This is a genomic window from Streptomyces sp. NPDC003077, assembly GCF_040611095.1.
Classification (GTDB): domain Bacteria; phylum Actinomycetota; class Actinomycetes; order Streptomycetales; family Streptomycetaceae; genus Streptomyces.
Window position 1 is genome coordinate 115,460 of record NZ_JBEXNM010000001.1, and the last position, 20,950, is coordinate 136,409.

Genomic DNA, 20,950 nt, shown 5'->3' on the forward strand with positions numbered 1-20,950 from the left:
GCGATCAGTTGGGTCCGTTCCTTCGGATGCTTGCCGCACCAAGTCGACGGTCCCGCGCGGTTCGGGAGATTCCACTTGATCAACAGGCCGATCATGAATTTGTTGCTCGGAGGCTCATCGCCATAGGGCAACTCATCCTTTTTCCTCGTCATCGCCGTTGTCCGATACGGTCTCGTCCGGCTGTTCGTTTTCGTCAGCGGGACTTACGATTTCGTTGTCGTACAGGTTGTACCCGTTGACGTGATCGGCGCCGTTGCTCATCCTGTGTTCCTTTCTCCTCTGCGCGGAGGGTTGGCTCGCGCGGTTCATCGCGTCCGCCTGGCCCTGTGCGTCGTGGCGCGTACATGCGCACGGATTTCCACCGGGGTCAAGGGACGTACCTGATCGGCACCCGCACGCCACACGCGGCCCCCCACCAGCGTGGCCATGAGCACGACGGAGCCGATGCGGCGGACGACCTTGCCTTTGTGGTCGGTGGTCGTGTCGACCGCGAGTTCTCCGACTGCGGGCGCGCCCTCATGCGTCCGGTCGGTCATGCCGTTCGGCTCCCTTCGTAATCAGTACGGCGAGGGTGCGCACGATGTCCGCGCGGGCCGATCCGAGCCGTACGAGCGGGCAGCCGGAGGCGGTGGCGGGGAAGTCGATGGCCACGGAGGGCAGCACGATCCCCGCGCGGAACAGGGCGGCTTGCAGCTCCGTGATGGCCTGTACCGCGTGCGCGAACGGCTCCTTGTCAACGGGCGCGGACGGGGGCGCGGGGACAGGGCCGATCGCCGCTAGCAGTCGGCGAATGGTGTCGGTTCCGATGGGGGTGATGATCACGGCCGGGCGTCCGTGCTCAGTAGTTCCGGCCTGTGCGGTGATGGGAAATCCACGAACGGCAAGAGCCGTTTGCAGTTCATCAGCCAGGTCGGCCCCATGGGGCTCGTGCGCGTGTGGTTCATTTGTCATACCGGTTAGGCCCTCCGGTCAACATCGTTGTGTGTGACCAAAGTTGCCGCGTCCGCCCTAGGATGAGAACACGAAATTCTCTCGCGCCTGAGGTGAGAAAACGGGAGACGCAGCCGTGGCCAGACCTGGAAACGCAACAACCCCCGCCCGTTCGAATCGGCACCTTTTCGGCCATAGGATGCGGGTCACCCGTGAGGGGCAGGGCTGGAGCCTTGACGTCCTATCGACCAAGGTCCCCTTCAGTCGGGCTACGTTGTCCCGCGTCGAAAACGCAGAGACGCCAATCCCCAAAGAGCTGCCCGCGTACCTTGACGAACTCTTCGAGACGGGAACGCTTTTCGCAGAGCTGTACGCCCTGGCGCACCAGGAGGCGCACCCACCGCAATACAGGCCACGGATGGATCTGGAGCCCCGCGCCCGCCTGATTGCCGAGTACGCGGGGCAGGTCGTGCCTGGTCTCGTGCAGACGGAGGATTACGCCCGTGCGCTCTTCCGCGCGCACGATCCCTTGGCCCCGCCGGAGGTCATAGAGGAGAAGGTGGCCCTTCGGATGGAGCGTCAGGTGATTCTCGGTGCCGACCCGCCGCCTCAACTGGACTTGATCCTGGACGAGGCGGTACTTCGTCGGCCGATCGGCGGGCCCCGTGGGATGTGCGAGCAGTTGGAACGCCTGGTAGCTCTCGTGGAAAACCCCGCCTGTGTGGTTCAGGTGATCCCCTTCGCTCACGGGGAACACGCCTTTCTCGGCGGGGCGCTGACACTGCTGACACTGGACGACGGCACATGTGTCGCCTACGAGGAGAGCATCGATACAGGGCAACTGATCGAAGAGAACAAGGAAGTAGCGAGTCGTTACCGGGCATACGATCGGATGAGGGCGGCAGCCCTTTCCCCACGGCAGTCAGCGTTGTTTATCAAGCAAATTATGGAGGGTATCGCCACATGAGCACCAGCCTTGACCCCTCTCGCACGGTGTGGGTGAAGTCCAGCTACAGCAATGGCGGAGGCGGCAACTGTGTGGAGTGGTCCCCTGCTACAGCCGCCGCCGGCGACCTCGTTCCCGTACGTGACAGCAAGCGCCCGGATGGCCCGGTGCTCGCATTCCCGTCCACCGTGTTCGCCGAATTCGTCAACGCAGTGAAGGAAGGGCGGATTTAGCCCTTCCCCAGCCCCCGCCGTCCCTGTCGACCAGGACCGGCGGGGGCTCTTGCGTGTCAAGGCATCGGACGAAGCCCCAAACCCTCACATATCCAGCGCATGCCCCGTCGTGGCGTCCACATGCTCCGGGACCTCGTCATGACGATCACCGACCGTCGGCGTCCCCGTCGGCTCGAACATGAGGATCGCGGCGCCCTTGGGGGCGTGGGGCTTGTGCTCCGTGCCACGCGGGACGGTGAAGACGGAGCCCCGGGGGAGGTGGACCGTGCGTTCGCCCGTGGGTTCGCGGAGGGAGATGAACAGTTCGCCCTCCAGGACGAGGAAGAACTCGTCGGTGTCGTCGTGGGCGTGCCAGAGGTGTTCGCCCTCGACCTTGGCGACGCGGACGTCGTAGTCGTTGACGCGGGTGACGATGCGGGGGCTCCACAGGGCGTCGAAGGAGGCCAGGGCTTCGTTGAGGGCGATGGGGTCGTGGTTCATGTGGGGAATCCTCGGCCGTCGGGCACGGTCGGCGTGAGTGCTAGGAATTGCATATGTCGCAAGGTTCCTCTCACGCCGTTTCTGCGGCGGGCCTCCATCGGGTCGTCGTGATCGTGGACGAGAACTCCAATCCCTTCGAGCTCGGCTGCGCGAGCGAGGTCTTCGGCCTGCGCCGTCCCGAGATCGGCCGTGAGCTGTTGTACGACTTCCGCCTCTGTTCGCCCGAGCCGCGCACGGTGATGCGGGACGGTTTCTTCACCCTCACGGGAGTGGCCGGGCTGGAGGCGGCCGACTCGGCGGACACCGTGATCGTCCCCAATCGGCCCGACGTGGACGTGCCGCGCCGCCCGGCCGTGCTGGATGCCCTGCGGCGGGCGCACGCGCGCGGGGCGCGGCTCGTCGGGTTCTGCAGTGGCGCGTTCACCCTCGCCGAGGCCGGGGTTCTCGACGGGCGCCGGGCGACCGCGCACTGGCAGTGGGCGGACGCCTTCCGGGCCCGCTTCCCCGCCGTCCGGCTCGAAGAGGATGTGCTGTTCGTCGACGACGGGGACATCCTCACCGCGGCGGGCAGCGCGGCGGCGCTCGACCTCGGGCTCTACATCGTCCACCGGGACCACGGCGCGGAGATCGCCAACGCCGTCAGCCGACGGCTGGTCTTCGCCGCGCACCGGGACGGTGGGCAGCGGCAGTTCATCGAGCGTCCGGTGCCCGACATTCCGGACGAGTCCCTGGCGCCCGTCCTGGCCTGGGCGCAGGAGCGGCTGCACGAGCCGCTGACGGTGTCCGACCTGGCCGAGCGCGCCGCGGTCAGCCCGGCGACGCTGCACCGTCGCTTCCGGGCGCAGATGGGCACGACCCCACTGGCGTGGCTCACCCGGGAACGCGTCTCCTTGGCGTGCCGTCTGATCGAGCGGGGCGAGGCGCGCTTCGAGGTGGTGGCGCGGAGCAGTGGGCTGGGCACCGCGGCCAACCTGCGCGCCGTGCTGCGCCGCGAGACGGGGCTCGCACCCTCGGCGTACCGCCGCCGGTTCGGGCCCGGGGTGGCCGTGCCGTCCGCTTCGGCAGTGTCGTCCACACGGGCTGCGGCTTCCATACCGGCTGTGCCGTCTCCACCGACCGTGCCGTCCGCGTCGGCGGCTGTGCCGTCCACACCGGCTCAGGGCTGAGGCCCCGGGTGCGCGCTCGGCAAAGAGCCGGGGGCCGGGTCACGCCACGAGGGTGCGCCCGGCCCCCGGCTGGAGACCGAAGGCCGACGGGGCCGGGTCACGCCGCGAGAGCGTGCCCCGACCCCGACGGGAGACCGCCTTCGGGCCCGACAGCCGAAGGCCGAAGGCTGAAGCCCCCGGGCTCGGACCCGACAGTCGAAGGCTGAAGCCCCGGCCGAAGGCCGAAGCCCCGGGCCCGGGCCACGCCATGCGCGCGCCCGGCCCCCCACAGGACACTCAGACCGCGCTGCCCGCCTGCCACTTGTCCCAGGACATGTTCCAGCCGTTGAGGCCGTTGTCCGGGGCGATGGTCTTGTCGGCGGAGTTCTTCACCCAGACCACGTCGCCGATGAGCGAGTTGTCGTAGAACCACTTGCCGGGGGTGTCGCCCTGGGCGCCCTTGACGTCCTGGAGGCCGACGCAGCCGTGGCTGGTGCCCACCCGGCCGTAGATCGAGGGGCTGCCCCAGTAGTTGCCGTGGATGAAGGTGCCGGAGGTGGACAGCCGCATCGCGTGCGGAACGTCCTTGATGTCGTACTCGCCGCCGAAGCCGACCGTGGAGCCGTTCATCCGGGTCTGGATGAACTTCTCCGAAATGACCATCTTGCCGTTGTAAGTCGGGTTCTGTGCGCTACCGCCGGAAATCGGTATCTTCTTGAGGACCTTGCCGTCCCGCTCGACGGTCATCATCTGGGTGTTCATGTCCACCGTGGACACCTGGGCGCGCCCGATGGTGAAGGTGACCGTCTTGGACTGGACGCCGAAGACGCCGTTGGCGCCCTCCACGCCGTCCAGGTCGATCTTCATGGTGACCTTCGAGCCGGCCTTCCAGTAGTCCTCGGGCCGGAAGTCCAGGCGCTGGCCGTGGAACCAGTGGCCCACCACCTTCTGACCGCTGCTGGAGGTCACGGTGATGTGGGACTGGACGTCCTTCTTCTTGGTGATCGGCTTGTCGAAGGTGAAGGAGACCGGCATGCCGACGCCGACCGTGGTGCCGTTGTCGGGCGTGTAGGTGCCGATGAAGCTGTTCGCCGAGGAAACGGTGCTGAACGAGGCGTTCTCGGTGGCCGCGCGGTTCTTGTCGTCCTTGGCGTTCGCCACGATCTTGTACTTCGTGCCGCGCTCCAGCTGGGCGTCCGGCTTCCACGAGGTGCCGTCGGCGGCTATGGAGCCCTTGACGACGGCGCCGTTGTCGGCCTGGGTCATCGTCACGCTGGTCAGCTTGCCGCCGGTGACCTTGACGCCGGTGTCGTTGATGCTGGCGTCCGTCGCGCCGTCCTTCGCCGAGACCGTGATCTTCGCGTCGGACGCGTCCTTCGCGGCGGCGGCGTCCGCGCCGGCCTGGCCGCCCTTCCCCTTGTCCGCGCCACCGGCCGAGGCGTCGCCGCCGCAGGCCGACAGGACGAGCGCGCCGGCGGCCAGTAGCGAAGCCGCCGCAAGACCGCGTCGCAGCCGGCGCTGGCTGCGGGACCGAACGGGCTCGATGTTGTCCGGCATTGTCACGAGCTGCTCCATACAAGGGTGTTGTGGGCCAGTGCTGGTGAACAGCGCCTAACGGCCTGATTTGGTTGCCGGTCGGACGCTGTTGTGACCAAGGTCACACGAGGGGTGGAAGGGGGCTGTGCGCCGGGCCGGACAGCCAGGCGCGCAAGAGCGCCCCGTGTTCGTCCAGGCGCGGGGGTGCGACGGGTTCGGCGACCGGTGTCACGGACAGCCGCAGGGGACCGCGCACTTGTGGTACGCGCCCCTCGCCGACCGGCACGACCGGATCCAATCCCAGCCGCTCCGCCAACTTTACGGCTTCACTCAGAGTGTTCACCGGGCCACCTGGCACTGAGGCTGCGGCCAGCCGCTCGGACCAGCCGCGCGGGGTGTCGGCGGCCAGCAGCGCCTCCAGCTCCTTGACCAGTTCGTCCCGGTTTCGCACCCGGTCCTGATTGCGGGCGAACCGTTCGTCGTCCGCCAGTTCCGGCGCGCCCAGCACGCCCACGAACGCCCGGAACTGCCGGTCGTTGCCGACGGCCACCGCCAGCGGCTGCCCGTCCCGGCAGGCCAGCGTCTCGTAGGGGGCGATGCTGGGGTGGCGGTTGCCCATCGGGACCGGGTCGCGGCCGGTGGCCAGCCGGCCCGAGAGCTGGTTGACGAGCGAGCCGAGCAGCGAGGAGAGCAGGTTGACCTCGACGTGCTGCCCCTGTCCGGTGCGGTCGCGGTGCCGCAGGGCGGCCAGGATGCCGGTGGTCGCGTCCTTCGCGGTCAGGACGTCGACGAGCGCGACGCCCGCCTTCAGCGGCGGGCCGTCGGCCTCCCCGGTGACGCTCATCAGGCCGCCGGCCGCCTGGACGACGAAGTCGTAACCGGGCAGGCGGCGCGCCTCCTCGGTGGCGGTGCCGAAGCCGGTGATGGAGCAGTGGACGAGTCCCGGGTTGGCGGCGAGGGTCGCGCCGGGGTCGAGGCCGTACTTGGCGGCGGCGCCGGGGCGGAAGTTCTCGATCAGGATGTCCGCGCGCCGGGCCAGCTCGCGCGCCGCAGCGGCGTCGTCCGGGTCGGCCAGGTCCAGGGCGAGGCCGCGCTTGTTCCGGTTCGCGGCGTCGAAGTAGGTGGCCGTCCCGTCCTTGGCGAACGGCGGCCCCCAGGCTCGGGTGTCGTCCCCGCCGCCCGGCCGCTCGACCTTGACCACGTCGGCCCCGAGGTCGGCGAGCGTGACGGCGGCCAGCGGACCGGCCAGCACCCGGCTGAAGTCGGCGACGAGGAGACCGTCGAGGGGGCCTTTGAGGGGGGCTTTGAGGGGGGCTTCGAGAGGGTGAGGGGTGGTGGGCGTGTGGGGGTGGGGTTCGGGGTGGCCTTCCGGCTGGTCTTCCGGCAGGTCTTCCGGCTGGTGGGGGAGGGGTGGCTGCGGCACGGGTGGGCTCCTCGCGGTGGTGGGGCGGGGGGCGTGCTTCCTGGTGGTGAGGGCGGGGGACGTGCTCCCTGGTGGTGAGGGGCGGGGCGGGGACAGAGCGGTCGGCGGAAGGAGGTGTGGTTGTCATGCTCGTGGACGATCTTCGGCGGAGGGAAGGGCGCGGAATCGGCCCGTTGGGGCGCGTCCGCTCCTTGGGCGACGCGCACCTGCTCCCCCAACGCCCCACCTCACCTGCGTCTTCGGCCCTGGCCGGACAAAGTGAGTCGGGGCTTGTCAACTTTCTTTCGTCGCGCTATACCAGAAGCCGAGGAGCATCGCACCCAGTGCCCAGCGGAAGGAGATGACCGGTGATGCTCATGCGTACCGACCCGTTCCGGGAGTTCGACCGCCTCGCGCAGCAGATGTTCGGCACGGCCGCCCGTCCGGCGGCGATGCAGATGGACGCCTATCGCTCGGGCGACGTCTTCGTGGTCCACTTCGACATCCCCGGCGCCGAGCCGGAGAGCATCGACCTCGACGTCGAGCGCAACGTGCTGACCGTCCGTGCCGAGCGCCATTCCTCCGCCCCCGAGGGCGCCGAACTGATCGCGGCCGAGCGCCCCACCGGCAAGTACAGCCGGCAGCTCTTCCTCGGAGACACGCTCGACACCGAGCGCATCGACGCCTCGTACGAGAACGGGGTGCTCACGCTGCGCATCCCGGTGGCCGAGCAGGCCAAGCCGCGCAAGATCGAGATCTCGGGCGGCAGCAGCCCGCGTAAGCAGATCTCCGGCTGAGGCCGACCGATCTCGGACACCGCGTCAGAACATCGCGACAGAACACCGTGTCAGAACACCGTGGCGGGCGTGGGGATCCGCGCCCGCCGCAAACGCCCTGTCGCTCCCCTTCTCGGGACGCGGTCCACCCGGGTCTCGGGACGCGGTTCCTCCGGGGGTCGGAATGCGGTTCCGCCGGGGCTCGGTTCCTCCGGGCCCCGGGACGAGGTTCACTCGGGCCTCTGTCCGAAACCGGGCAGTGTGGTGTCTACTGAGGCTGCTTCGTCCGTACCAATCAGCCGTCGGCGCCAACGCTCCGTCTGGAGGACCGCATGATCCCCTCTGCCACGACCCTCCAGCACATCGGTCTCGGCATCCTCGCCGTCGCCACCGTCGCCTGGTTCGTCGGCCTGGTCCGGGTGCTCCGGCGGGATCGCTTCGAGCTGACGGTGTGGCGCGGCTCGCAGCGGCTGCTGCGCTCGGTGCCGCGCCAGGCGGGGCCCGCGGGACCGCCGTCGGAGTGCGTGGAACTGACCGCCGCCGAGCGCGAGGCCTTCGCCCGGCTCGTACGGCAGCTCACCGGGCGCGGCTGAGCGGCCCGACGAACGGACGCCGGCGGCCGGGGCGGATCAACGGCGGCGTGGCCTGGCGGACGGGCGGACGCTCGCCATCGGGCCGGGGTGGGTCAACGGCGGCGCGGTCCGGTGGACGGGCGCCCACGACCGGACCGGGCGGACGGCACGCGAGCTGCGGGTGACTTCGGCTCAACGGGCGGGGCGTGGCGGGTGGCTTCGGCTGCACGGGCTGGCGGACAGATGCCCGCGACCGGACCGGGCGGACGGCGCGGAGCCGCAGGTGACTTCGGCTCAAGGGGCGGCTCGGCGGGCGGTCTCGGCTCAACGGGCGGGGCCCTGCGAGCGGTCTCGGCCCTGCGGGCGGTCTCGGCTCAGTGGGCCGGACCCAGCCTCAGCAGCGTCAGCGCGGCCAGCATCTGGATCGTCACCGCCGCGGCGGCCTTGTGCGTCGGCAGGTGGTGCTGGCCCCGTACGAGCAGGATGGCCAGCGCGTAACCGAAGCCCCACGTCGCCCACGTCGCGGCCTGGACGAGCGTCGAATCCGTCGGAAGCCACGTGGCGATGGCCAGCCGCGGCAGATCCGTCACCCAGAACACGACGATGAACAGGCTGACCGTCGGCGAGAACCTGCCGTTGCCCCCCAGAATGCGGGCGATGGCCTGCGTCACCGCGCCGAGAACCAGGCTGGCGATCAGCACGCCGGCGATCGCCAGGCCCGCCAGCGCCAGCGCCGGGCGCTGGGCCACCGCCCACTGCGCCTGAATGTCCCGCGCCGTCAGCGCCCCGAGGGCGCCGCTGACGACGCACAACATCACCGCCGCGCTCCACGCGCCCCGGTCCCGCGCCTCGTCCAGCACCTCCACCGGCCGGTGCCAGAGCCCCAGGATCAGCCGGTGCCACCACAGTCGGCGGCGCCGGGGCGACGGCTGCGCGGGCGGTTGGCCGGACCGGTTCGGCCTGTTCGGCTGGTTCGGCTGGACGAGGGTGGGCGGCGGAGGGGACGCGGACATACGTGCCGTTTTACCATCGGGCGCCTTGGGGCGACATGGTGCCGTTGGACGTTCGTGGGGCGTGGGCCGATCTCTGTGCGCGGCGCTCCTTCAGGGGCGTTCGCCGTTCTTCAGGGAGGCGCGCGCCGCGCCCTGAGGGACGGTGGTCGAACGGCCTGTTCCTCAGAGGCGCCGATTGGGCACCGCACGACAATCCTGACGCTCGGTCAGCACCCTTATGCGGGTCGCTCGTACAGATCCCGGTACGCCGGGAACACGCCACCCGGCCCGTCCACGCTCTCCGCCGCCAGGGCGGCCTTGACGACCGCGCGGGTCAGGACGTCCGCTCCGGCCGCCAGGATGTCGTTCAGCACACCGGCCTCCGCGTGCACGCCGAACGCCGCGGCACCGGCCGGCTGCTCCGCGACGAGCGGGCGGGCGCAGGTGGCCAGCGTGAACACCGTGTCGCCGTCCGAGAGCAGGTGGACGGGGCGGACGGCGCGGGCCAGCCCGTCGTGCGCGGTGCCCGCGAGTTTCTGGGCTTGGGCGCGGGTGAGGGTGGCGTCGGTCGCGACCACGGCGAGGGTGGTGTTCAGCGGCGGCCGGACGGAGGCGGCGTTGCGCCGCTTCGACTCCTCCCGGGCGGCGGTAAGGCGCCGCTGGGCGGCATCGTGGAGGGCGGGGGACGGCAGAGGCCGGGTGGCAGGAATCTTGCGGTCCGCCTGATAGGAGGGACGATCCGCGTCATAGGAGGGGCGATCCGCCCCATAGGAGACGTCGGAGACCGTGTCTCCGTAAGGCGGCGCGTAAGGAAGGGCGGAAACTGCCACCTCCTCCCCGTACAGGGCTCCCGTACGGGGATCGAAGACCGAGCCCACCGCGTTGACGGCGGCCAGGGCGGCGACCGTCACCCCCGAGGGCAGCACGATGCTCGCCGTACCGATGCCGCCTTTCAGGCCACCCGCCACCGCTCCCGTACCGGCGCCGACGTTCCCCTGGGCCACAGGGGAGCCGCCCGGCGAGCGTGCCGCGTCGGCGACCGCCGCGCGGCCCAGGGCGGCGTCCGGGCGGGCCCGCCAGTCGCCGCCGCGGCCGAGGTCGAAGAGCGCCGCCGCCGGAACGACGGGCACCACCTGCGCCGGGTCCGGCCCGACGCGGAAGCCGCGGCCCTCGTCCTCCAGCCAGGCCATGACGCCCGACGCGGCGTCCAGCCCGAAGGCGCTGCCGCCCGTCAGAACGACGGCCTCCACCCGCTGGACGAGGTTGCGCGGGTCCAGGGCGTCGGTCTCGCGGGTGCCCGGCCCGCCACCCCGGACGTCGACGGCCGCGATCGCCCCGCCCTCAGGGGCGAGGACGACGGTCGTGCCGGTGAGATACCCGCCGTCCGTCCGCTGCGCGTGCCCGACGCGCACCCCCGCCACGTCGGTCAGGGCGTCCAGCGGGCCGGTACGAGGGGTGGTCTGTCGCGTCATCGGGCCATTCCAGCAGGCCGACTTCCGGGCCGACACAGCGGGCCGACTCAACGGGTTGCCTGGTCCGGCTGTCCCGTCCGGCTGGCCCCGGCCGTCCCGTCCGGCTGTCCCGTCCGGTCGTCTCAGCGGCCCATCGGGCCCATGACGATCACCGGGTGCTGGGCCGGGTCCAAGGTCCGCAGCAGTTCCCGCATCGCCTCCGGCTTGAGGCTCACGCACCCTTGGGTGGGGCCGTCGTGGTCGACGTGCAGCCAGACGCCGCCGCCCTTGGCCTCACCCTCGGGGCGCCGCGGGTCCAGGGGGGAGGAGCCCGGTACGCGGTTGTAGTCGATCGCGATGACGTAGTCGAACGCCGGGCCGAGGGGCTCCCCCTCGATGCCGGTGCCGCGCGCCACGAAGTGGTCGTTGCGGTCGTACGAGAGCTTCGTGCCCTCGGGGGCGGGCAGCTTGCCCCCCGCGTCGGTGAGCGTGAAGACGCCTTCGGGGGAGCGCAGGTCGCCGTAGTGGTGATCCTTCGTCCAGCCCCGGGCGGCGTTGTGGGCGGGCCAGGTGGCGCCCGGCTGCCAGTCCTGGGAGCCCTCGGCGCGGGTGTAGAGGACGACCGTGGAGTCGTGGGAGTCGGGACCCTGGCCCGTGACGACGAGCACCTGACGGGAATCCGCGGGTATCTGCCGCCGGTACTCCGTGCTGAGCCCCGGGATGGCGCGGGCGGCCCGGGTGTGCGTCTGGGCGATGGGCGCGTTGGGCGTGTCGGGGGCGGAGGCTCCTGGTGGGGCGTCCTTCGCCTGCGGCGCGTCCTGGTCCGTGCCGGCCGCCGGCCACGCCCACAGCGCCGTGCCCACCAGCGTCATCAGCGCGAGTCCGCCGACGGTCTTGCTGCGCAGCGACAGACGCATGCGGTTACGGGCAGTGGCATCAGCGTGGCGGGCGGCCATGTCGTGGCGTCTCCTCGTCCGTCGGGTCGGTCGGCTCGGTCGGCTCGTCCGACGGGTCGGCCGTCGGCTGGTCCGGCGGCGGGTGTCCGTCGGGTCGGTCGGCGTCGAGCGACCACCGTTTGAGCTGCCTCGCGGGCATAAAACGGGCAATCTCACACTACCGTGTCCACCGTTCGGTCCGGCACTGACCTCGGAATTCCGTGCGGCGCGGCCAACGTCCCGGCGGCACAGGACTTTAGTCCCGGCGGTTCAGGCGGCACCGGGCGGCTTGCCAGTCGCACCGGACGTGCAGAGCCCGTCCGCGTACGCCGGGGTCCACCGGCGCACGGTGACGACCTCGGTGCGCGTGGACGAGCGGCCGGGCGCGTGCGAACGGCCGACCGCGCGTGCGTCGGCACTCTCCGTGCACGCGCCGACGAGCTCTGTATGCGCCCCAACGTCCTTTTGGGCACGCGCCGACGGTCTTATGGGTGCGCACCAACGTCCTTTCGGGCACGCGCCAGCGTCCTTATCGGCGCGCATTGGCGTCCTGATGCGTACGCGCCGATGTCCTCCTAGGCGCGCATCGGCGTCCTGATGCGTACGCGTCGACGTCCTCCTGGGCACGCATCGGCGTCCTTATGGGCGCGCGTGAGTGTCCTCCTGGGCGCACAGTGACGAGTTCCCCCGCCTGCGCACGGTGGATCGCCCGGTGTGGATCAGGCGCTGGTCAACTCCACCAACTTGCGCACGGTGTTCCAATTGCGGGTCGTGGCGATGACGCCCTCGCCCGGCGATATCCGCGTCAGGACCTCGGCGAGCTTGGAGCGTCCCAGCCCGTCCGGCGTATACAGGTACAACGCCCGGTCGCCCAGCCGGAACTCCTCGGGCGCGTGCGCCACCGCGTCGATGGACGCGTACCGGGAGGCCGTGACCGGCGCGGAGAAGTACATGAGGTGCAGTTGCCGGCCTTCGAGCGAGGCCGCCGGGAACGGGCAGGCGTCCGCCGTGGCCTTCAGGTACGCGTGATCGCGCACCAGTACGTCGACGGTGAAGCCGAAGTGCTCCGCGATGGCCTGTCGCAGTCGGGCCGCGAGCGCGTCCTCGTCGTCCGGCGCGGTGGTGAAGACGGCGTTGCCGCTCTGAAGGTGCGTGCGCACGTCGCCGAGGCCGAGTCCGGTGAGCAGGGTGCGGAGTTCGGCCATCGGTACCTTCTTGTGGCCGCTCACGTTGATGCCGCGTAGGAGCGCCGCGTACGCCGTCGTCGTCATGTCCACACCTTATGTGGGTGTGTACGTGGCGTGTGCTGCTCATGTTGCGTGTGTGGCGAGCGGCGGCGGACGTCGTCTCGGGGCGTCTTGCGGGTGGCCGCGTAGCTGGTCACGAAGGCCGCCGGGGAGCGATCCGCCGCCGCATCAGGTGCACGGATGTATCAGAGGCACGGATGTGCCAGGTGCGCGGACGCGTCAGAGGCATGGATGTGTCAGGTGCACGGACGCGTCACGTCGGGAGCGCGGGAACGCGGGAGCGTGGGAACGCAGGAGCGTCAAGCCGTAGGCGTTACTTGGCGATGGCCTCGGTGACCGACGTCCACGTGGCCGTCGGCAGGGAGCGGACGAACTCGAAGCCCGAGTCCCGGAACAGTCCCTCGAACTCCTCCGCCGTCCGCTCCCGTCCGGTCAGCACCGTGAGCATCGTGACGTCCACGTTCTTGCCGGGAGCCGGGTCGTCGCCCGGCGGGATGATGGCGTCCACGACGAGCAGCCGCTTGCCGGGCTCCATGGCGGCGCGACACGCCCGCAGGATGCGCAGACAGTGCTCGTCGTCCCAGTTGTGCAGGGTGTGCTTGATGACGTAGATGTCGCCTCCCGCCGGGACGGCCGAGAAGAAGTCGCCGCCCTCGACGCGCCAGCGGCCCGCGAGTTCCGGGTGATCGAGAATGTGCTGATCCACCGTCGACTGCTGATCGAAAAGGACGCCGGAGAGACCGGGATTGCGCAGCAGGATGGTGCGCAGGAGGCCGCCGCGACCGCCGCCGACGTCCACGATCGTGCCGCTCGCCGGGAACTCGTACACGTCCGCCACCGCGTCGTCCATCGCCCCGGCGAACGACTCCATGCCGGCGTCGAACAGGTCGCTGAGGTCGGGGTGTTCCTGGAGATAGGTGAAGAACGGCATGCCGAAGACGCGGTCGAAGGCGGGGCGGCCGGTGCGCACCGTCTCCTCAAGGTCGGCCGACGGCTTGCGGAAGAGTTCGTGCGCCAGCAGCAGCGCGCCGTCCCGCAGCGAGCCGGGAACGTCGGACCGCAGCAGCTCGGCCGGGGGCGTCAGGGCGTACGAACCCGGCTCGCTCTCGTGGAAGATGCCGCGGGCGGCCAGGAAACGCAGCACCCGGCGCAGGGAGAGGGCGTCCGTGTCCGTCCGGCGGGCCAGCTCCTCGATGGCCAGCGGGCCGTCCGCGAGGTGGTCGGCGACGCGCAGGGAGGCGGCGGTGCGGATCGCGGCAGAGGCGAGGTGTCCCACGATGACGTCGTAGACGAGGGCCACATGGGCGTGGGATTCCTCGGACGGCGTGCTCGGGGTGGAGCTGGTGGGGGCCGTGGTGCCGGTGGGTTCCAAGGTCTTCCTCCTGAAAGCGACTTGGCCATGCCGGGAAGGCCCCGGGGAGTCGTTCCGGGGCCTGCCGTTCGACCAACCGTGTCACTCTGGACACACCTTGTCACCAGGGCCACAGGCGGAATGGCGAGATCCAACTCCCCCTAGAGGGCAAGCGGTTTCGGCCCTGATTCGTGAGCGGACGGGGCTCCGGGGAGCGGTTCCCGAGCGGACGGGGCGACGGAGCCCGATTCCCTCGCGGGCGGACCGACGGAGCCCAATTCCCGAGCACACGGGGCAGCGGAGCCCGACTCCCGAGCACGCGGGGCAGCGGAGCCCGACTCCCGAGCACGCGGGGCAGCGGAGCCCGGTTCTTGAGCGCACGGGGCTGTGGAGGGGGCGGGCGACGGGGAAGGCGGGCGGCCCCATGGCGTCTCCAGCGCCGTCCGCAAGGCGTCCACCGCCTCCCGGCCGATCCGCTCGGCGAGCTGTTCCTCCAGTCGCTCCAAGATGGCGGCGGCCTGGCGGTGCGCGCGTTGCCCTTCCCGGGTGCGCCGGATCAGCCGCTTCCGGGCGGAGGTGGGGTCGGGGGCCTGTTCGAGCAGGCCGGCGGCGACCAGGCCGTGTACGGCCTGGTGCGCGGTCTGCCGGGTGACGCCCATGCGGCGGGCCAGCTCGGAGACGGTGGTGCCCTGGTCGTCCAGTACGGCGAAGAGCTGGGCCTGTGTCGGGGACACCGGCGTGGCCCCGGCCGCCTCCAGGGCCGCGAGCAGGCCGTCCTCGAACCAGCGACGGGCGCCCGCGAGCAGCTGAGGGAGGTTGTGACGGGTGGGTCGCATGGGTTCCTCACGAGAGGCGGTGGGGGCGGTGGGGACGGGTTCGCGGCGGTGGCTTGCTCGACGGTCCGGTCGCGCGGCGGCGGCGGTGGCTTGCTTGGCGGAGGCGAGTCCGCGGTGGGGACGGGGTCGTGGTGGGGACGGGGTCGCGGTTCTGGCCTTGGTGGGGGTGGGCTTGCGGTTCCGGCTTGGTGGGGGGATCGGGCTCGCGGTGGTGACGGGCTCGGCGGGGACGGGCTCGCGGCCGTGCGGCTTGCTCGTCGGATCGGGGCCGTTGCCGCGGCTTGCTCGTCGGCATCCTGGCATGTCAGGCTACCTGACATTCGTGGCGGAGGTCGATCCGAGGAGGACGCATGACCATCGAGTACGCCACCCGCTACCGGCGGGCTTCACGCATTCCCGCCGAGCCGGGCAAGCCCTACTTCATAGAGAAGGGCGAGGGGGACCGGGCCCACCTGTTCGGCGACCTGATCACCGTCTACGCGGGCGGCGAGCAGACCGAGAACACGTTCAACTTCTTTACGGTCGAGGGCCCCAAGGGCGACACCATCCCGGCCCACCTGCACACCGACACCCACGAGGTCTTCTACGTCACCGCCGGCGCGGTCCGGCTGTTCGTCGAGGACACCGAGGGCGAGCAGCGGGAGAAACTGCTCACCCCCGGCGACTTCGGCTTCGTACCCAAGAACTGCCGGCACGCCTACCGCATGGAGCGGCACCACAGCCAGGTCGTCGGCGTCGCGGCCGGGCCCGGCGGCACCTTCGAGCGGTTCTTCGAGAACCTCGGCGCGCCCACCGAGCGGATGGGCCTGCCCACCGAGCCCGTCGTTCCGGAACCCCACACGTTCGCGAGCGTCCCCGAGCGCTACGACGTGCGGTTCCTCCCCGACCACCAGTGGGAGACCCGATGACGGCGCCCGAGCCCTCGGTGCGGGACGTGATCGGCGCGCCCCACCCCGACCACGCCCCGCTCCCGCCCGCCGCGCCCAGAGAACCCGGTGTACGCGAACTGCGCGGCGTCCCGTACGGCCTCGTCGAGGGCGGCCGTCCGCTGGAACTGGACCTGTGGCTGCCGAACGCCGACCAGCCGCACCAGCCGGAGCCCGTTCCACTGGTGCTCTTCGTACACGGTGGTGCCTGGCGCAGGGGGCGGCGCAACGACATGGGGCTGGGCACGCGCTCCTGGAACCCGGGGCCGTTCGCGCGCCTCGCCGCGGCCGGTTTCGCGGTGGCCGGTGTCGACTACCGGCTCAGCGGCGAGGCCACCTTCCCCGCCCCGCTCGACGACCTGCGGGCCGCGCTGCGCTGGCTCACCCTGCGGTCGGCGGAACTCGGCATCGACACCGGGCGGACGGTGGTGTGGGGCGAGTCCGCAGGCGGGCACCTCGCCTCGCTCCTCGCCCTGACGCCCTCTACCTCTACGCCGTCGCCGCTCGGCGCCCTGACGCCCGCCACGCCGTCGCCGCTCGGCGTCGTCACCTGGTACGCGCCGAGCGACCTGACCACCGCGCGCGGGCACTTCACCCCGGAAGACCCCGCGTCCTTCGAGGCCCTGATGCTCGGCGCGGCCCCGGCGGCCGTCCCGGAACGCGCCCGCGCGGCAAGCCCCGTCGCCCAAGCCCACGCCGACGCGCCCCCGTTCCTGCTCATGCACGGCGACGAGGACTCGATGGTGCCCTGCTCCCACAGCGAAGCCCTGGCCGAGGCGCTGGAGAAGGCCGGGGCGCCGGTCGAGCTGCGGCGGGTGGCGGGCGCCGACCACGGCTGGTACGGGCTGCCCGAAGCGCGGGTCGAGGAGATCTTCAGCCACTCCTTGGCCTTCGTCCGTCGGGTCACGGCCTGAGAGGACGGGGCTCCGAGGGCAGGGCCGTCACAGGCGGCCTGGCTGGGGATCGTCCACCTGAGGCGGTGCGGCTTCCGTGGCGGCGTGCGTACGGTCGGTGGCGGGAGTGCGGCCGACAGCACGCGCCCGGTCGGTGGCGCGCCCGTGGGCCGGTGGGCGGGGGCGGGGGTGCGCGTTGGCCCGGACGATGTCGCGCAGGTTGTCGCTGCGGCGGCGGACTTCCTGGGCGAGGGAGTGGAAGTCGGCGAGTTGGGGGCCGGTGCCGCCGGTTTCCGGGGCGCCTGCGGGTTCTGTGCCGGGCCCTGTCGCGTCTGCGTTGGGTTCGCTGACAGAGGTGGCCGTCGTCCCGTCAGTGCTGTCTGTGCTGTTCGTGCTGTGCGCGCTGCCTGTGCTGTGCGCGCTGCCTGTGCTGTGTGCACTGTCTGTGCCTTCTGTGCCGGTGGGGTCTGTGTTCCGGCAGGTGCGGCAGCGGCCGTCGACGAGGGTGGAGAGGCGGGCGGGGTCGCGGCACGCGGCGCACTCGGTCAGGGGATCGGGAGCGGCCGGGCCGGCCGCGTCCTGCTGGGGACGGGGAGCCGGGGCGGGTGCGGGCGGGAGCTTGTCGGTCAGGCGGCGGCGGGCGATGGCGCCGGGGGAGTGGACCTGGGCGGGCAGCCCGGCGGTCAGCGCCGTGGTGAGCTGCGGACGGGTGAGGCCGCGCGCCAGCCACTGCCCGGCCAGGGCCTCCAACTGGGCGCATTCGGTGGCCGAGAGGATCATGCGGGGATCGGCGGTGCCGAGTGCGGCCAGCGCCTCGTACGCCTCCGAACGTCCCGCACGACCTCGCGGACGAGGCCCTGGCCCTGGCCCTGGCCCTGGCCCTGGCCCCGGTCCCGGTTCCGGCTCGGGCTTGTGCTCCGGCTCGGGCTCTGGCGGCTCGTGCTCGGTGGGTGTGGCGGGGTCGGGGGGAGGGGGCTCCGGGGCCGGTGTTTCGGCGGTGGGGAGTGGTGCGGAGGGGACGTCGTCAGCGAGTGGCGTGGGGGTGGGGGCGTCGGCTGTGTCCCCCGTCAGGAAGCCGTCCCACCACTGCTGCGTGCGCGCCGTGCGCGAGAAGTAGGTGCGGAAGACCCACTGGGTGCGCCCTTCCGCGACCAGTTCGCGCTTGCGTCGTAGGTGGCCGTCGGCGTCGAGCCGCGTCAGGGCGGTGCGGACGGCCTGCTGGCCGTAGCGGGGCTGGACGGCGGCGAGGGTTTTGACGTCGATGCGCGAACCGTCCGGGAGCCGGTCGATGTAGTGCGCGAGATACGCCTCGCGCTCCGGCAGATGGGCGAAGTCGCCACGTCGGGAAGGGGCTTGACCTGGGGCGGAGCGCTTTCCGAAGCCGGGGGCGGCGCGGGGATGTGCGGGGGCGCAGGGGGCGGCGCTAAGGTCGAAGTAAGCCACGGGATTTTCTTTTCTGTAAGGGTTGGATCTTGGTGGCCAGACCCCGGTGGATGTTGAGGACATCACCGGGGTCGCTTTATGCCGCTGGGAACGCTAGGGGCGCGTTACGCAGCGGCGCAACTCGGTCACGGATTGTCGCCCGAACGGGTTGGGGGAGGGCGGGTGGGTGGGTGGTTGCCCACCCACCCCTTCCACAGACAAGGGGCTCGAATCTCGACACCCGAACCCCGAAGCTCGGGTGTCGGGCGGGTAGTTGAGTGGGGTCGGCGGGGGTTTCTGGCGGGTGGTCGTGGCGTCCCGGGGCGTCGGCGTCCTGGGGTGAGGTCCGGCCCGACGCTCGACGCCCGAAGCTCGGGTTTCGGGCGTCGGGTGCCTCGTTGGCGGCGGTGCGGGCCGGACGACGCGAGCGGAACTGACCCGTGCGGGGTACAGCGGGCATCTCACGGCGGTTGTGTCGGACGGGTGAAGGTCGCGGAAGTGGGGATGACGGGGGCCGCGAAGGGGAAGAGTGATCGGCGCCGTGCGAACAGTGGTGCCAACGGGCGGGGGAACGGGCCGAGTTAGGCGCGGTCCGAGGAGCCGGGAGCGTCGCGGGGTGGGGGCGGGGAGCGGTCCGGAAGGGGCTCCGTACAGCGGACGTTGAGCAAATGTTGATCGATGATCTCCAGGCTGCTCCGTATGTTGCGCCGTGTGATCTCAGAGCATGTCGATACCGCCCAGGAACCTGCGGCCTCCCGCATCGCCCTCAGTTGGGCGGGCGAACCCGGACGCCTTGAGGAACTCACCCACGGCATGCTCCTGGGGCAGGCCGACCGCGCCGCCGCCGCGCTGACCCGCCTCGGGGTGCGGGCCGGTGACCGGGTGGCGGTGCACCTCCCGCTCGTACCCGAGTCGGTGATCGTGACGCTGGCCTGCGGGCACCTGGATGCCGTGCGCACCACGTTGCCGGTCGGCGCCCCCGCGCATGAACTGGCGTCGCGGGTGGCGGAGGCGGGCGCGCGGGTGGTGATCACCGCTGACGCCGGGTTCTGGGACGGGGCGGTGCGTCCGGTGAAGGCGGTACTGGACCGGGCGCTGCGGTCCCGGGAGTACCGGGCGGGGGCGCGATGGGCTGCGGGTTCCGGGGGGCCTGGGGGCTCCGGGGGTTCTGGGGCTGACGACCTGCCGGGGGTGCGGGCCGTGCTGGTCGTGAACCGTTCCGCCCGGCCGGTGGGCTGGACGCCGGGACGGGATCAGTGGTGGCACGAGGCCTTGGAAGCCGAGTGAGGCGGACCGTTTCTGCGGCGGGGGCGCGGGGTCTCCGTCGATCGGCGCGGACTCTCTTTCATCCGGCGCGGGCTCTCCGTCGTTGGGCGCGGACTCTCTTTCGTTCGGCGCGGACTCTCCTTCGTTCACCGCAGGTCCCCTTTCGTTCACCGCAGGCTCCCTTTCGTCCAGTGCGGGCGTCCTTTCGGTCGGGGTGGGCTCTCTTTCGTTCGGCGTAGGCATGCCTTCGTCCGGCGCGAGCTGCCCTTCGCCCAGTAGAGGGACAAAGCCGGGCTTATCCGTACGGAAGCCCTACGGTGGCCCCGTGCCCGAGCCAGCAGACGCCTTGCCTACGGACGCCTTGCCCGCAGATGCCCTGCCCGCAGATGTCCTGCCTGCCGCGTCGCCCTCCGCTCCGATCCCCGCGCCCGAGACGCCACGCACCCGGGGCGTGACACGTACGAGGCCGCCGGCGGTGGGGCCATCGGCGGTGGCGTTCGTCGTGGCGGTGCTGCTGATCCTGGCCATCGTTCTCGGAAGCCGGGGGCTGCGGAATTTCGACTCGGCGCTCATTCCGTATGCCGCCGCGACCGTCTTCCTCGCCTTCGGGGTGGGCTACCGCTATGCGGCGTGGGTGAGGACCCCGGCGTCCTGGCGGCTGTTCGTGCAGGGGTGGCGCAGTCTGTTCTCCCGGGAGAACTTCCGTAAGGCGCCGACCGCGTTGCCCCGCATGGCCGCCACGTATCTCGGCTTCCAGAAGTTCCTGGGCGCGCGCTCGCACGCCCGCTGGGTCGCACACCAACTGATCTTTTGGGGCTGCTTGCTGGCCGTTCTGATCACGTTTCCGCTCACCTGGGGATGGTTCACGTTCACTTCGGCCAGCGGATCAGGGCCCGGGTACGAGGTGCGGCTGTGGGGCCTGAAGGTGTTCGGGTTCGACTCGGCGGGCTTCCTCGGGTGGGTGATGTACCACGGGCTGGACCTGGCGGCGGTGCTGGTGATCCCGGGGGCGGCGTACTTCCTGTGGCGGCGGATGCGCGACCGGGGCGCGATCACCGGGCAGCGGTTCGCCTACGACCTCGTACCGCTGGTCGCGTTGATCGTCGTCTCCGTCACCGGACTGCTGCTGACCTTCTCGGCGGTCTTCCTGCGCGGTGGGGGGTACGAGTTCCTGGCGGTGCTGCACATGGTGTCGGTGATCTTCACGCTGGTGTACGTCCCGTTCGGGAAGTTCTTCCACATCGTGCAGCGTCCGGCGGCGGTCGGCATGCGCCTGTTCAAGTACACCGGTCGGGGGGACGCCTTCCCCTGCCGCCGCTGCGGAGCGCCGATCGACACCGGCCCGTACGTGGAGAACCTGCGCGGCACCATGCGGGACCTGGACCTCGGCTTCGACGCCTGGGCGGAGTGGTGCCCGCGTTGCAAACGTGTCCTGCGCGGCGGGGCTTACCTGTCGCGGGTGAAGCGGGGGTATCGGTGAGGGGGTGGGTGGCCTGCGGGGGCGCGGTGACGCGCGTGTGCCGAGAGATGCGCGGGTTGCGGGTGATGTGTGCGCGTCGGGGGACACGTAGGTGTCGGGTGATGTGCGAGCGCCGGGGGACGCGTAGATGG

The 20,950-nt window shown here is 71.2% G+C and carries 21 protein-coding genes and 2 pseudogenes; 10 read left to right on the forward strand and 13 right to left on the reverse strand.

Translation table 11 applies throughout. From position 1 onward, the window contains the following. Nucleotides 1–132 precede the first annotated feature (132 nt). The 3 genes from ABZX96_RS00425 to ABZX96_RS00435 are packed head-to-tail and all read right to left on the reverse strand — an operon-like array spanning nucleotide 133 to nucleotide 822. Nucleotides 133–261 (reverse strand): hypothetical protein, encoded by a 129-nt coding sequence (locus ABZX96_RS00425; protein ID WP_355535353.1) that lies wholly within the window; start codon nucleotides 259–261, stop codon nucleotides 133–135. A gap of 44 nt (nucleotides 262–305) precedes the next feature. Further along, nucleotides 306–536, reverse strand: coding sequence for a hypothetical protein (locus ABZX96_RS00430; RefSeq protein ID WP_355535357.1), 231 nt, complete (start codon nucleotides 534–536; stop codon nucleotides 306–308). Next, complete coding sequence (locus ABZX96_RS00435) at nucleotides 517–822, reverse strand: hypothetical protein (RefSeq protein WP_355535360.1); 306 nt, start codon at nucleotides 820–822, stop codon at nucleotides 517–519. The genes ABZX96_RS00430 and ABZX96_RS00435 overlap by 20 nt, the downstream gene beginning before the upstream one ends. Before the next feature lie 307 nt (nucleotides 823–1,129). Between ABZX96_RS00435 and ABZX96_RS00440 the strand changes: the two are divergent. From ABZX96_RS00440 to ABZX96_RS00450, 3 genes and pseudogenes are all read left to right on the forward strand, one after another. Then, nucleotides 1,130–1,237, forward strand: a pseudogene (locus ABZX96_RS00440) (transcriptional regulator); the annotation flags it as partial. Nucleotides 1,238–1,348: 111 nt separating this feature from the next. Continuing rightward, nucleotides 1,349–1,897, forward strand: a complete 549-nt coding sequence (locus ABZX96_RS00445; RefSeq protein WP_355535851.1) for a DUF5753 domain-containing protein — start codon at nucleotides 1,349–1,351, stop codon at nucleotides 1,895–1,897. Continuing rightward, nucleotides 1,894–2,109 carry a DUF397 domain-containing protein gene (locus tag ABZX96_RS00450; RefSeq protein WP_355535363.1) on the forward strand — a complete coding sequence of 72 codons (216 nt, stop codon included), beginning with the start codon at nucleotides 1,894–1,896 and terminating at the stop codon, nucleotides 2,107–2,109. Before ABZX96_RS00445 ends, ABZX96_RS00450 begins: the two co-directional genes overlap by 4 nt. An 84-nt stretch (nucleotides 2,110–2,193) precedes the next feature. On the opposite strand, the gene ABZX96_RS00455 is transcribed toward ABZX96_RS00450, so the two are convergent. After that, on the reverse strand, nucleotides 2,194–2,589 hold the full coding sequence (locus ABZX96_RS00455) for a cupin domain-containing protein (RefSeq protein ID WP_355535366.1): 396 nt from the start codon (nucleotides 2,587–2,589) through the stop codon (nucleotides 2,194–2,196). Nucleotides 2,590–2,642: 53 nt separating this feature from the next. Here ABZX96_RS00455 and ABZX96_RS00460 point away from each other — a divergent pair, with 53 nt between their 5' ends. After that, the gene (locus tag ABZX96_RS00460; RefSeq protein ID WP_355535369.1) at nucleotides 2,643–3,755 is read left to right on the forward strand and encodes a helix-turn-helix domain-containing protein; all 1,113 of its coding nucleotides are present in this window, start codon (nucleotides 2,643–2,645) and stop codon (nucleotides 3,753–3,755) included. A gap of 276 nt (nucleotides 3,756–4,031) precedes the next feature. On the opposite strand, the gene ABZX96_RS00465 is transcribed toward ABZX96_RS00460, so the two are convergent. Both ABZX96_RS00465 and ABZX96_RS00470 read right to left on the reverse strand, forming a co-directional pair. Then, nucleotides 4,032–5,291, reverse strand: coding sequence for an Ig-like domain-containing protein (locus ABZX96_RS00465; RefSeq protein ID WP_355535854.1), 1,260 nt, complete (start codon nucleotides 5,289–5,291; stop codon nucleotides 4,032–4,034). Between the two features lie 100 nt (nucleotides 5,292–5,391). After that, the gene (locus tag ABZX96_RS00470; protein ID WP_355535857.1) at nucleotides 5,392–6,522 is read right to left on the reverse strand and encodes a CaiB/BaiF CoA-transferase family protein; all 1,131 of its coding nucleotides are present in this window, start codon (nucleotides 6,520–6,522) and stop codon (nucleotides 5,392–5,394) included. A 521-nt stretch (nucleotides 6,523–7,043) separates the two neighbouring features. Here ABZX96_RS00470 and ABZX96_RS00475 point away from each other — a divergent pair. Together ABZX96_RS00475 and ABZX96_RS00480 are read left to right on the forward strand one after the other, a co-directional pair. Then, entirely contained in the window at nucleotides 7,044–7,469 is a 426-nt protein-coding gene (locus ABZX96_RS00475) for an Hsp20/alpha crystallin family protein (protein WP_355535372.1), read from the forward strand. Nucleotides 7,470–7,780: 311 nt separating this feature from the next. Continuing rightward, entirely contained in the window at nucleotides 7,781–8,041 is a 261-nt protein-coding gene (locus tag ABZX96_RS00480; RefSeq protein ID WP_355535375.1) for a hypothetical protein, read from the forward strand. A 353-nt stretch (nucleotides 8,042–8,394) separates the two neighbouring features. Here the strand turns inward: ABZX96_RS00480 and ABZX96_RS00485 are convergent, their stop codons facing one another. From ABZX96_RS00485 to ABZX96_RS00510, 6 genes and pseudogenes are all read right to left on the reverse strand, one after another. Continuing rightward, nucleotides 8,395–9,033, reverse strand: a complete 639-nt coding sequence (locus tag ABZX96_RS00485; protein ID WP_355535378.1) for a Yip1 family protein — start codon at nucleotides 9,031–9,033, stop codon at nucleotides 8,395–8,397. Nucleotides 9,034–9,248: 215 nt separating this feature from the next. Beyond that, on the reverse strand, nucleotides 9,249–10,484 hold the full coding sequence (locus ABZX96_RS00490) for a P1 family peptidase (protein ID WP_355535381.1): 1,236 nt from the start codon (nucleotides 10,482–10,484) through the stop codon (nucleotides 9,249–9,251). Between the two features lie 122 nt (nucleotides 10,485–10,606). Continuing rightward, entirely contained in the window at nucleotides 10,607–11,419 is an 813-nt protein-coding gene (locus ABZX96_RS00495) for a L,D-transpeptidase family protein (RefSeq protein WP_355535384.1), read from the reverse strand. Nucleotides 11,420–12,117: 698 nt separating this feature from the next. Then, the gene (locus ABZX96_RS00500; protein ID WP_355535387.1) at nucleotides 12,118–12,669 is read right to left on the reverse strand and encodes a DUF1697 domain-containing protein; all 552 of its coding nucleotides are present in this window, start codon (nucleotides 12,667–12,669) and stop codon (nucleotides 12,118–12,120) included. Between the two features lie 289 nt (nucleotides 12,670–12,958). Then, nucleotides 12,959–14,017 carry a methyltransferase gene (locus tag ABZX96_RS00505; RefSeq protein WP_355535390.1) on the reverse strand — a complete coding sequence of 353 codons (1,059 nt, stop codon included), beginning with the start codon at nucleotides 14,015–14,017 and terminating at the stop codon, nucleotides 12,959–12,961. 380 nt (nucleotides 14,018–14,397) lie between these two features. Further along, nucleotides 14,398–14,832: pseudogene (locus tag ABZX96_RS00510) on the reverse strand (MarR family winged helix-turn-helix transcriptional regulator); the annotation flags it as partial. A 350-nt stretch (nucleotides 14,833–15,182) separates the two neighbouring features. Here ABZX96_RS00510 and ABZX96_RS00515 point away from each other — a divergent pair. After that, a complete protein-coding gene (locus tag ABZX96_RS00515; protein WP_355535393.1) occupies nucleotides 15,183–15,740 on the forward strand; it encodes a quercetin 2,3-dioxygenase in 558 nt (185 codons plus the stop codon). Continuing rightward, nucleotides 15,737–16,672 carry an alpha/beta hydrolase gene (locus ABZX96_RS00520; RefSeq protein ID WP_355535396.1) on the forward strand — a complete coding sequence of 312 codons (936 nt, stop codon included), beginning with the start codon at nucleotides 15,737–15,739 and terminating at the stop codon, nucleotides 16,670–16,672. Before ABZX96_RS00515 ends, ABZX96_RS00520 begins: the two co-directional genes overlap by 4 nt. A gap of 27 nt (nucleotides 16,673–16,699) precedes the next feature. On the opposite strand, the gene ABZX96_RS00525 is transcribed toward ABZX96_RS00520, so the two are convergent. Next, nucleotides 16,700–18,094, reverse strand: coding sequence for a hypothetical protein (locus tag ABZX96_RS00525; RefSeq protein WP_355535399.1), 1,395 nt, complete (start codon nucleotides 18,092–18,094; stop codon nucleotides 16,700–16,702). Between the two features lie 690 nt (nucleotides 18,095–18,784). Here ABZX96_RS00525 and ABZX96_RS00530 point away from each other — a divergent pair. Together ABZX96_RS00530 and ABZX96_RS00535 are read left to right on the forward strand one after the other, a co-directional pair. Next, nucleotides 18,785–19,360 (forward strand): AMP-binding protein, encoded by a 576-nt coding sequence (locus ABZX96_RS00530; protein ID WP_355535402.1) that lies wholly within the window; start codon nucleotides 18,785–18,787, stop codon nucleotides 19,358–19,360. 430 nt (nucleotides 19,361–19,790) lie between these two features. After that, a complete protein-coding gene (locus tag ABZX96_RS00535) occupies nucleotides 19,791–20,819 on the forward strand; it encodes an MFS transporter (RefSeq protein WP_355535405.1) in 1,029 nt (342 codons plus the stop codon). Nucleotides 20,820–20,950 lie beyond the last annotated feature (131 nt).

Coding starts and splice junctions, on each gene's coding strand:
- ABZX96_RS00445 (WP_355535851.1), top strand. CDS start 1,349: ATGGATCTGGAGCCCCGCGCCCGCCTGATTGCCGAGTACGCGGGGCAG.
- ABZX96_RS00460 (WP_355535369.1), top strand. CDS start 2,643: ATGTCGCAAGGTTCCTCTCACGCCGTTTCTGCGGCGGGCCTCCATCGG.
- ABZX96_RS00475 (WP_355535372.1), top strand. CDS start 7,044: ATGCTCATGCGTACCGACCCGTTCCGGGAGTTCGACCGCCTCGCGCAG.
- ABZX96_RS00495 (WP_355535384.1), bottom strand. CDS start 11,419: ATGGCCGCCCGCCACGCTGATGCCACTGCCCGTAACCGCATGCGTCTG.
- ABZX96_RS00515 (WP_355535393.1), top strand. CDS start 15,183: ATGACCATCGAGTACGCCACCCGCTACCGGCGGGCTTCACGCATTCCC.
- ABZX96_RS00465 (WP_355535854.1), bottom strand. CDS start 5,291: ATGCCGGACAACATCGAGCCCGTTCGGTCCCGCAGCCAGCGCCGGCTG.
- ABZX96_RS00490 (WP_355535381.1), bottom strand. CDS start 10,484: ATGACGCGACAGACCACCCCTCGTACCGGCCCGCTGGACGCCCTGACC.
- ABZX96_RS00485 (WP_355535378.1), bottom strand. CDS start 9,033: ATGTCCGCGTCCCCTCCGCCGCCCACCCTCGTCCAGCCGAACCAGCCG.
- ABZX96_RS00520 (WP_355535396.1), top strand. CDS start 15,737: ATGACGGCGCCCGAGCCCTCGGTGCGGGACGTGATCGGCGCGCCCCAC.
- ABZX96_RS00430 (WP_355535357.1), bottom strand. CDS start 536: ATGACCGACCGGACGCATGAGGGCGCGCCCGCAGTCGGAGAACTCGCG.
- ABZX96_RS00425 (WP_355535353.1), bottom strand. CDS start 261: ATGAGCAACGGCGCCGATCACGTCAACGGGTACAACCTGTACGACAAC.
- ABZX96_RS00500 (WP_355535387.1), bottom strand. CDS start 12,669: ATGACGACGACGGCGTACGCGGCGCTCCTACGCGGCATCAACGTGAGC.
- ABZX96_RS00455 (WP_355535366.1), bottom strand. CDS start 2,589: ATGAACCACGACCCCATCGCCCTCAACGAAGCCCTGGCCTCCTTCGAC.
- ABZX96_RS00480 (WP_355535375.1), top strand. CDS start 7,781: ATGATCCCCTCTGCCACGACCCTCCAGCACATCGGTCTCGGCATCCTC.
- ABZX96_RS00450 (WP_355535363.1), top strand. CDS start 1,894: ATGAGCACCAGCCTTGACCCCTCTCGCACGGTGTGGGTGAAGTCCAGC.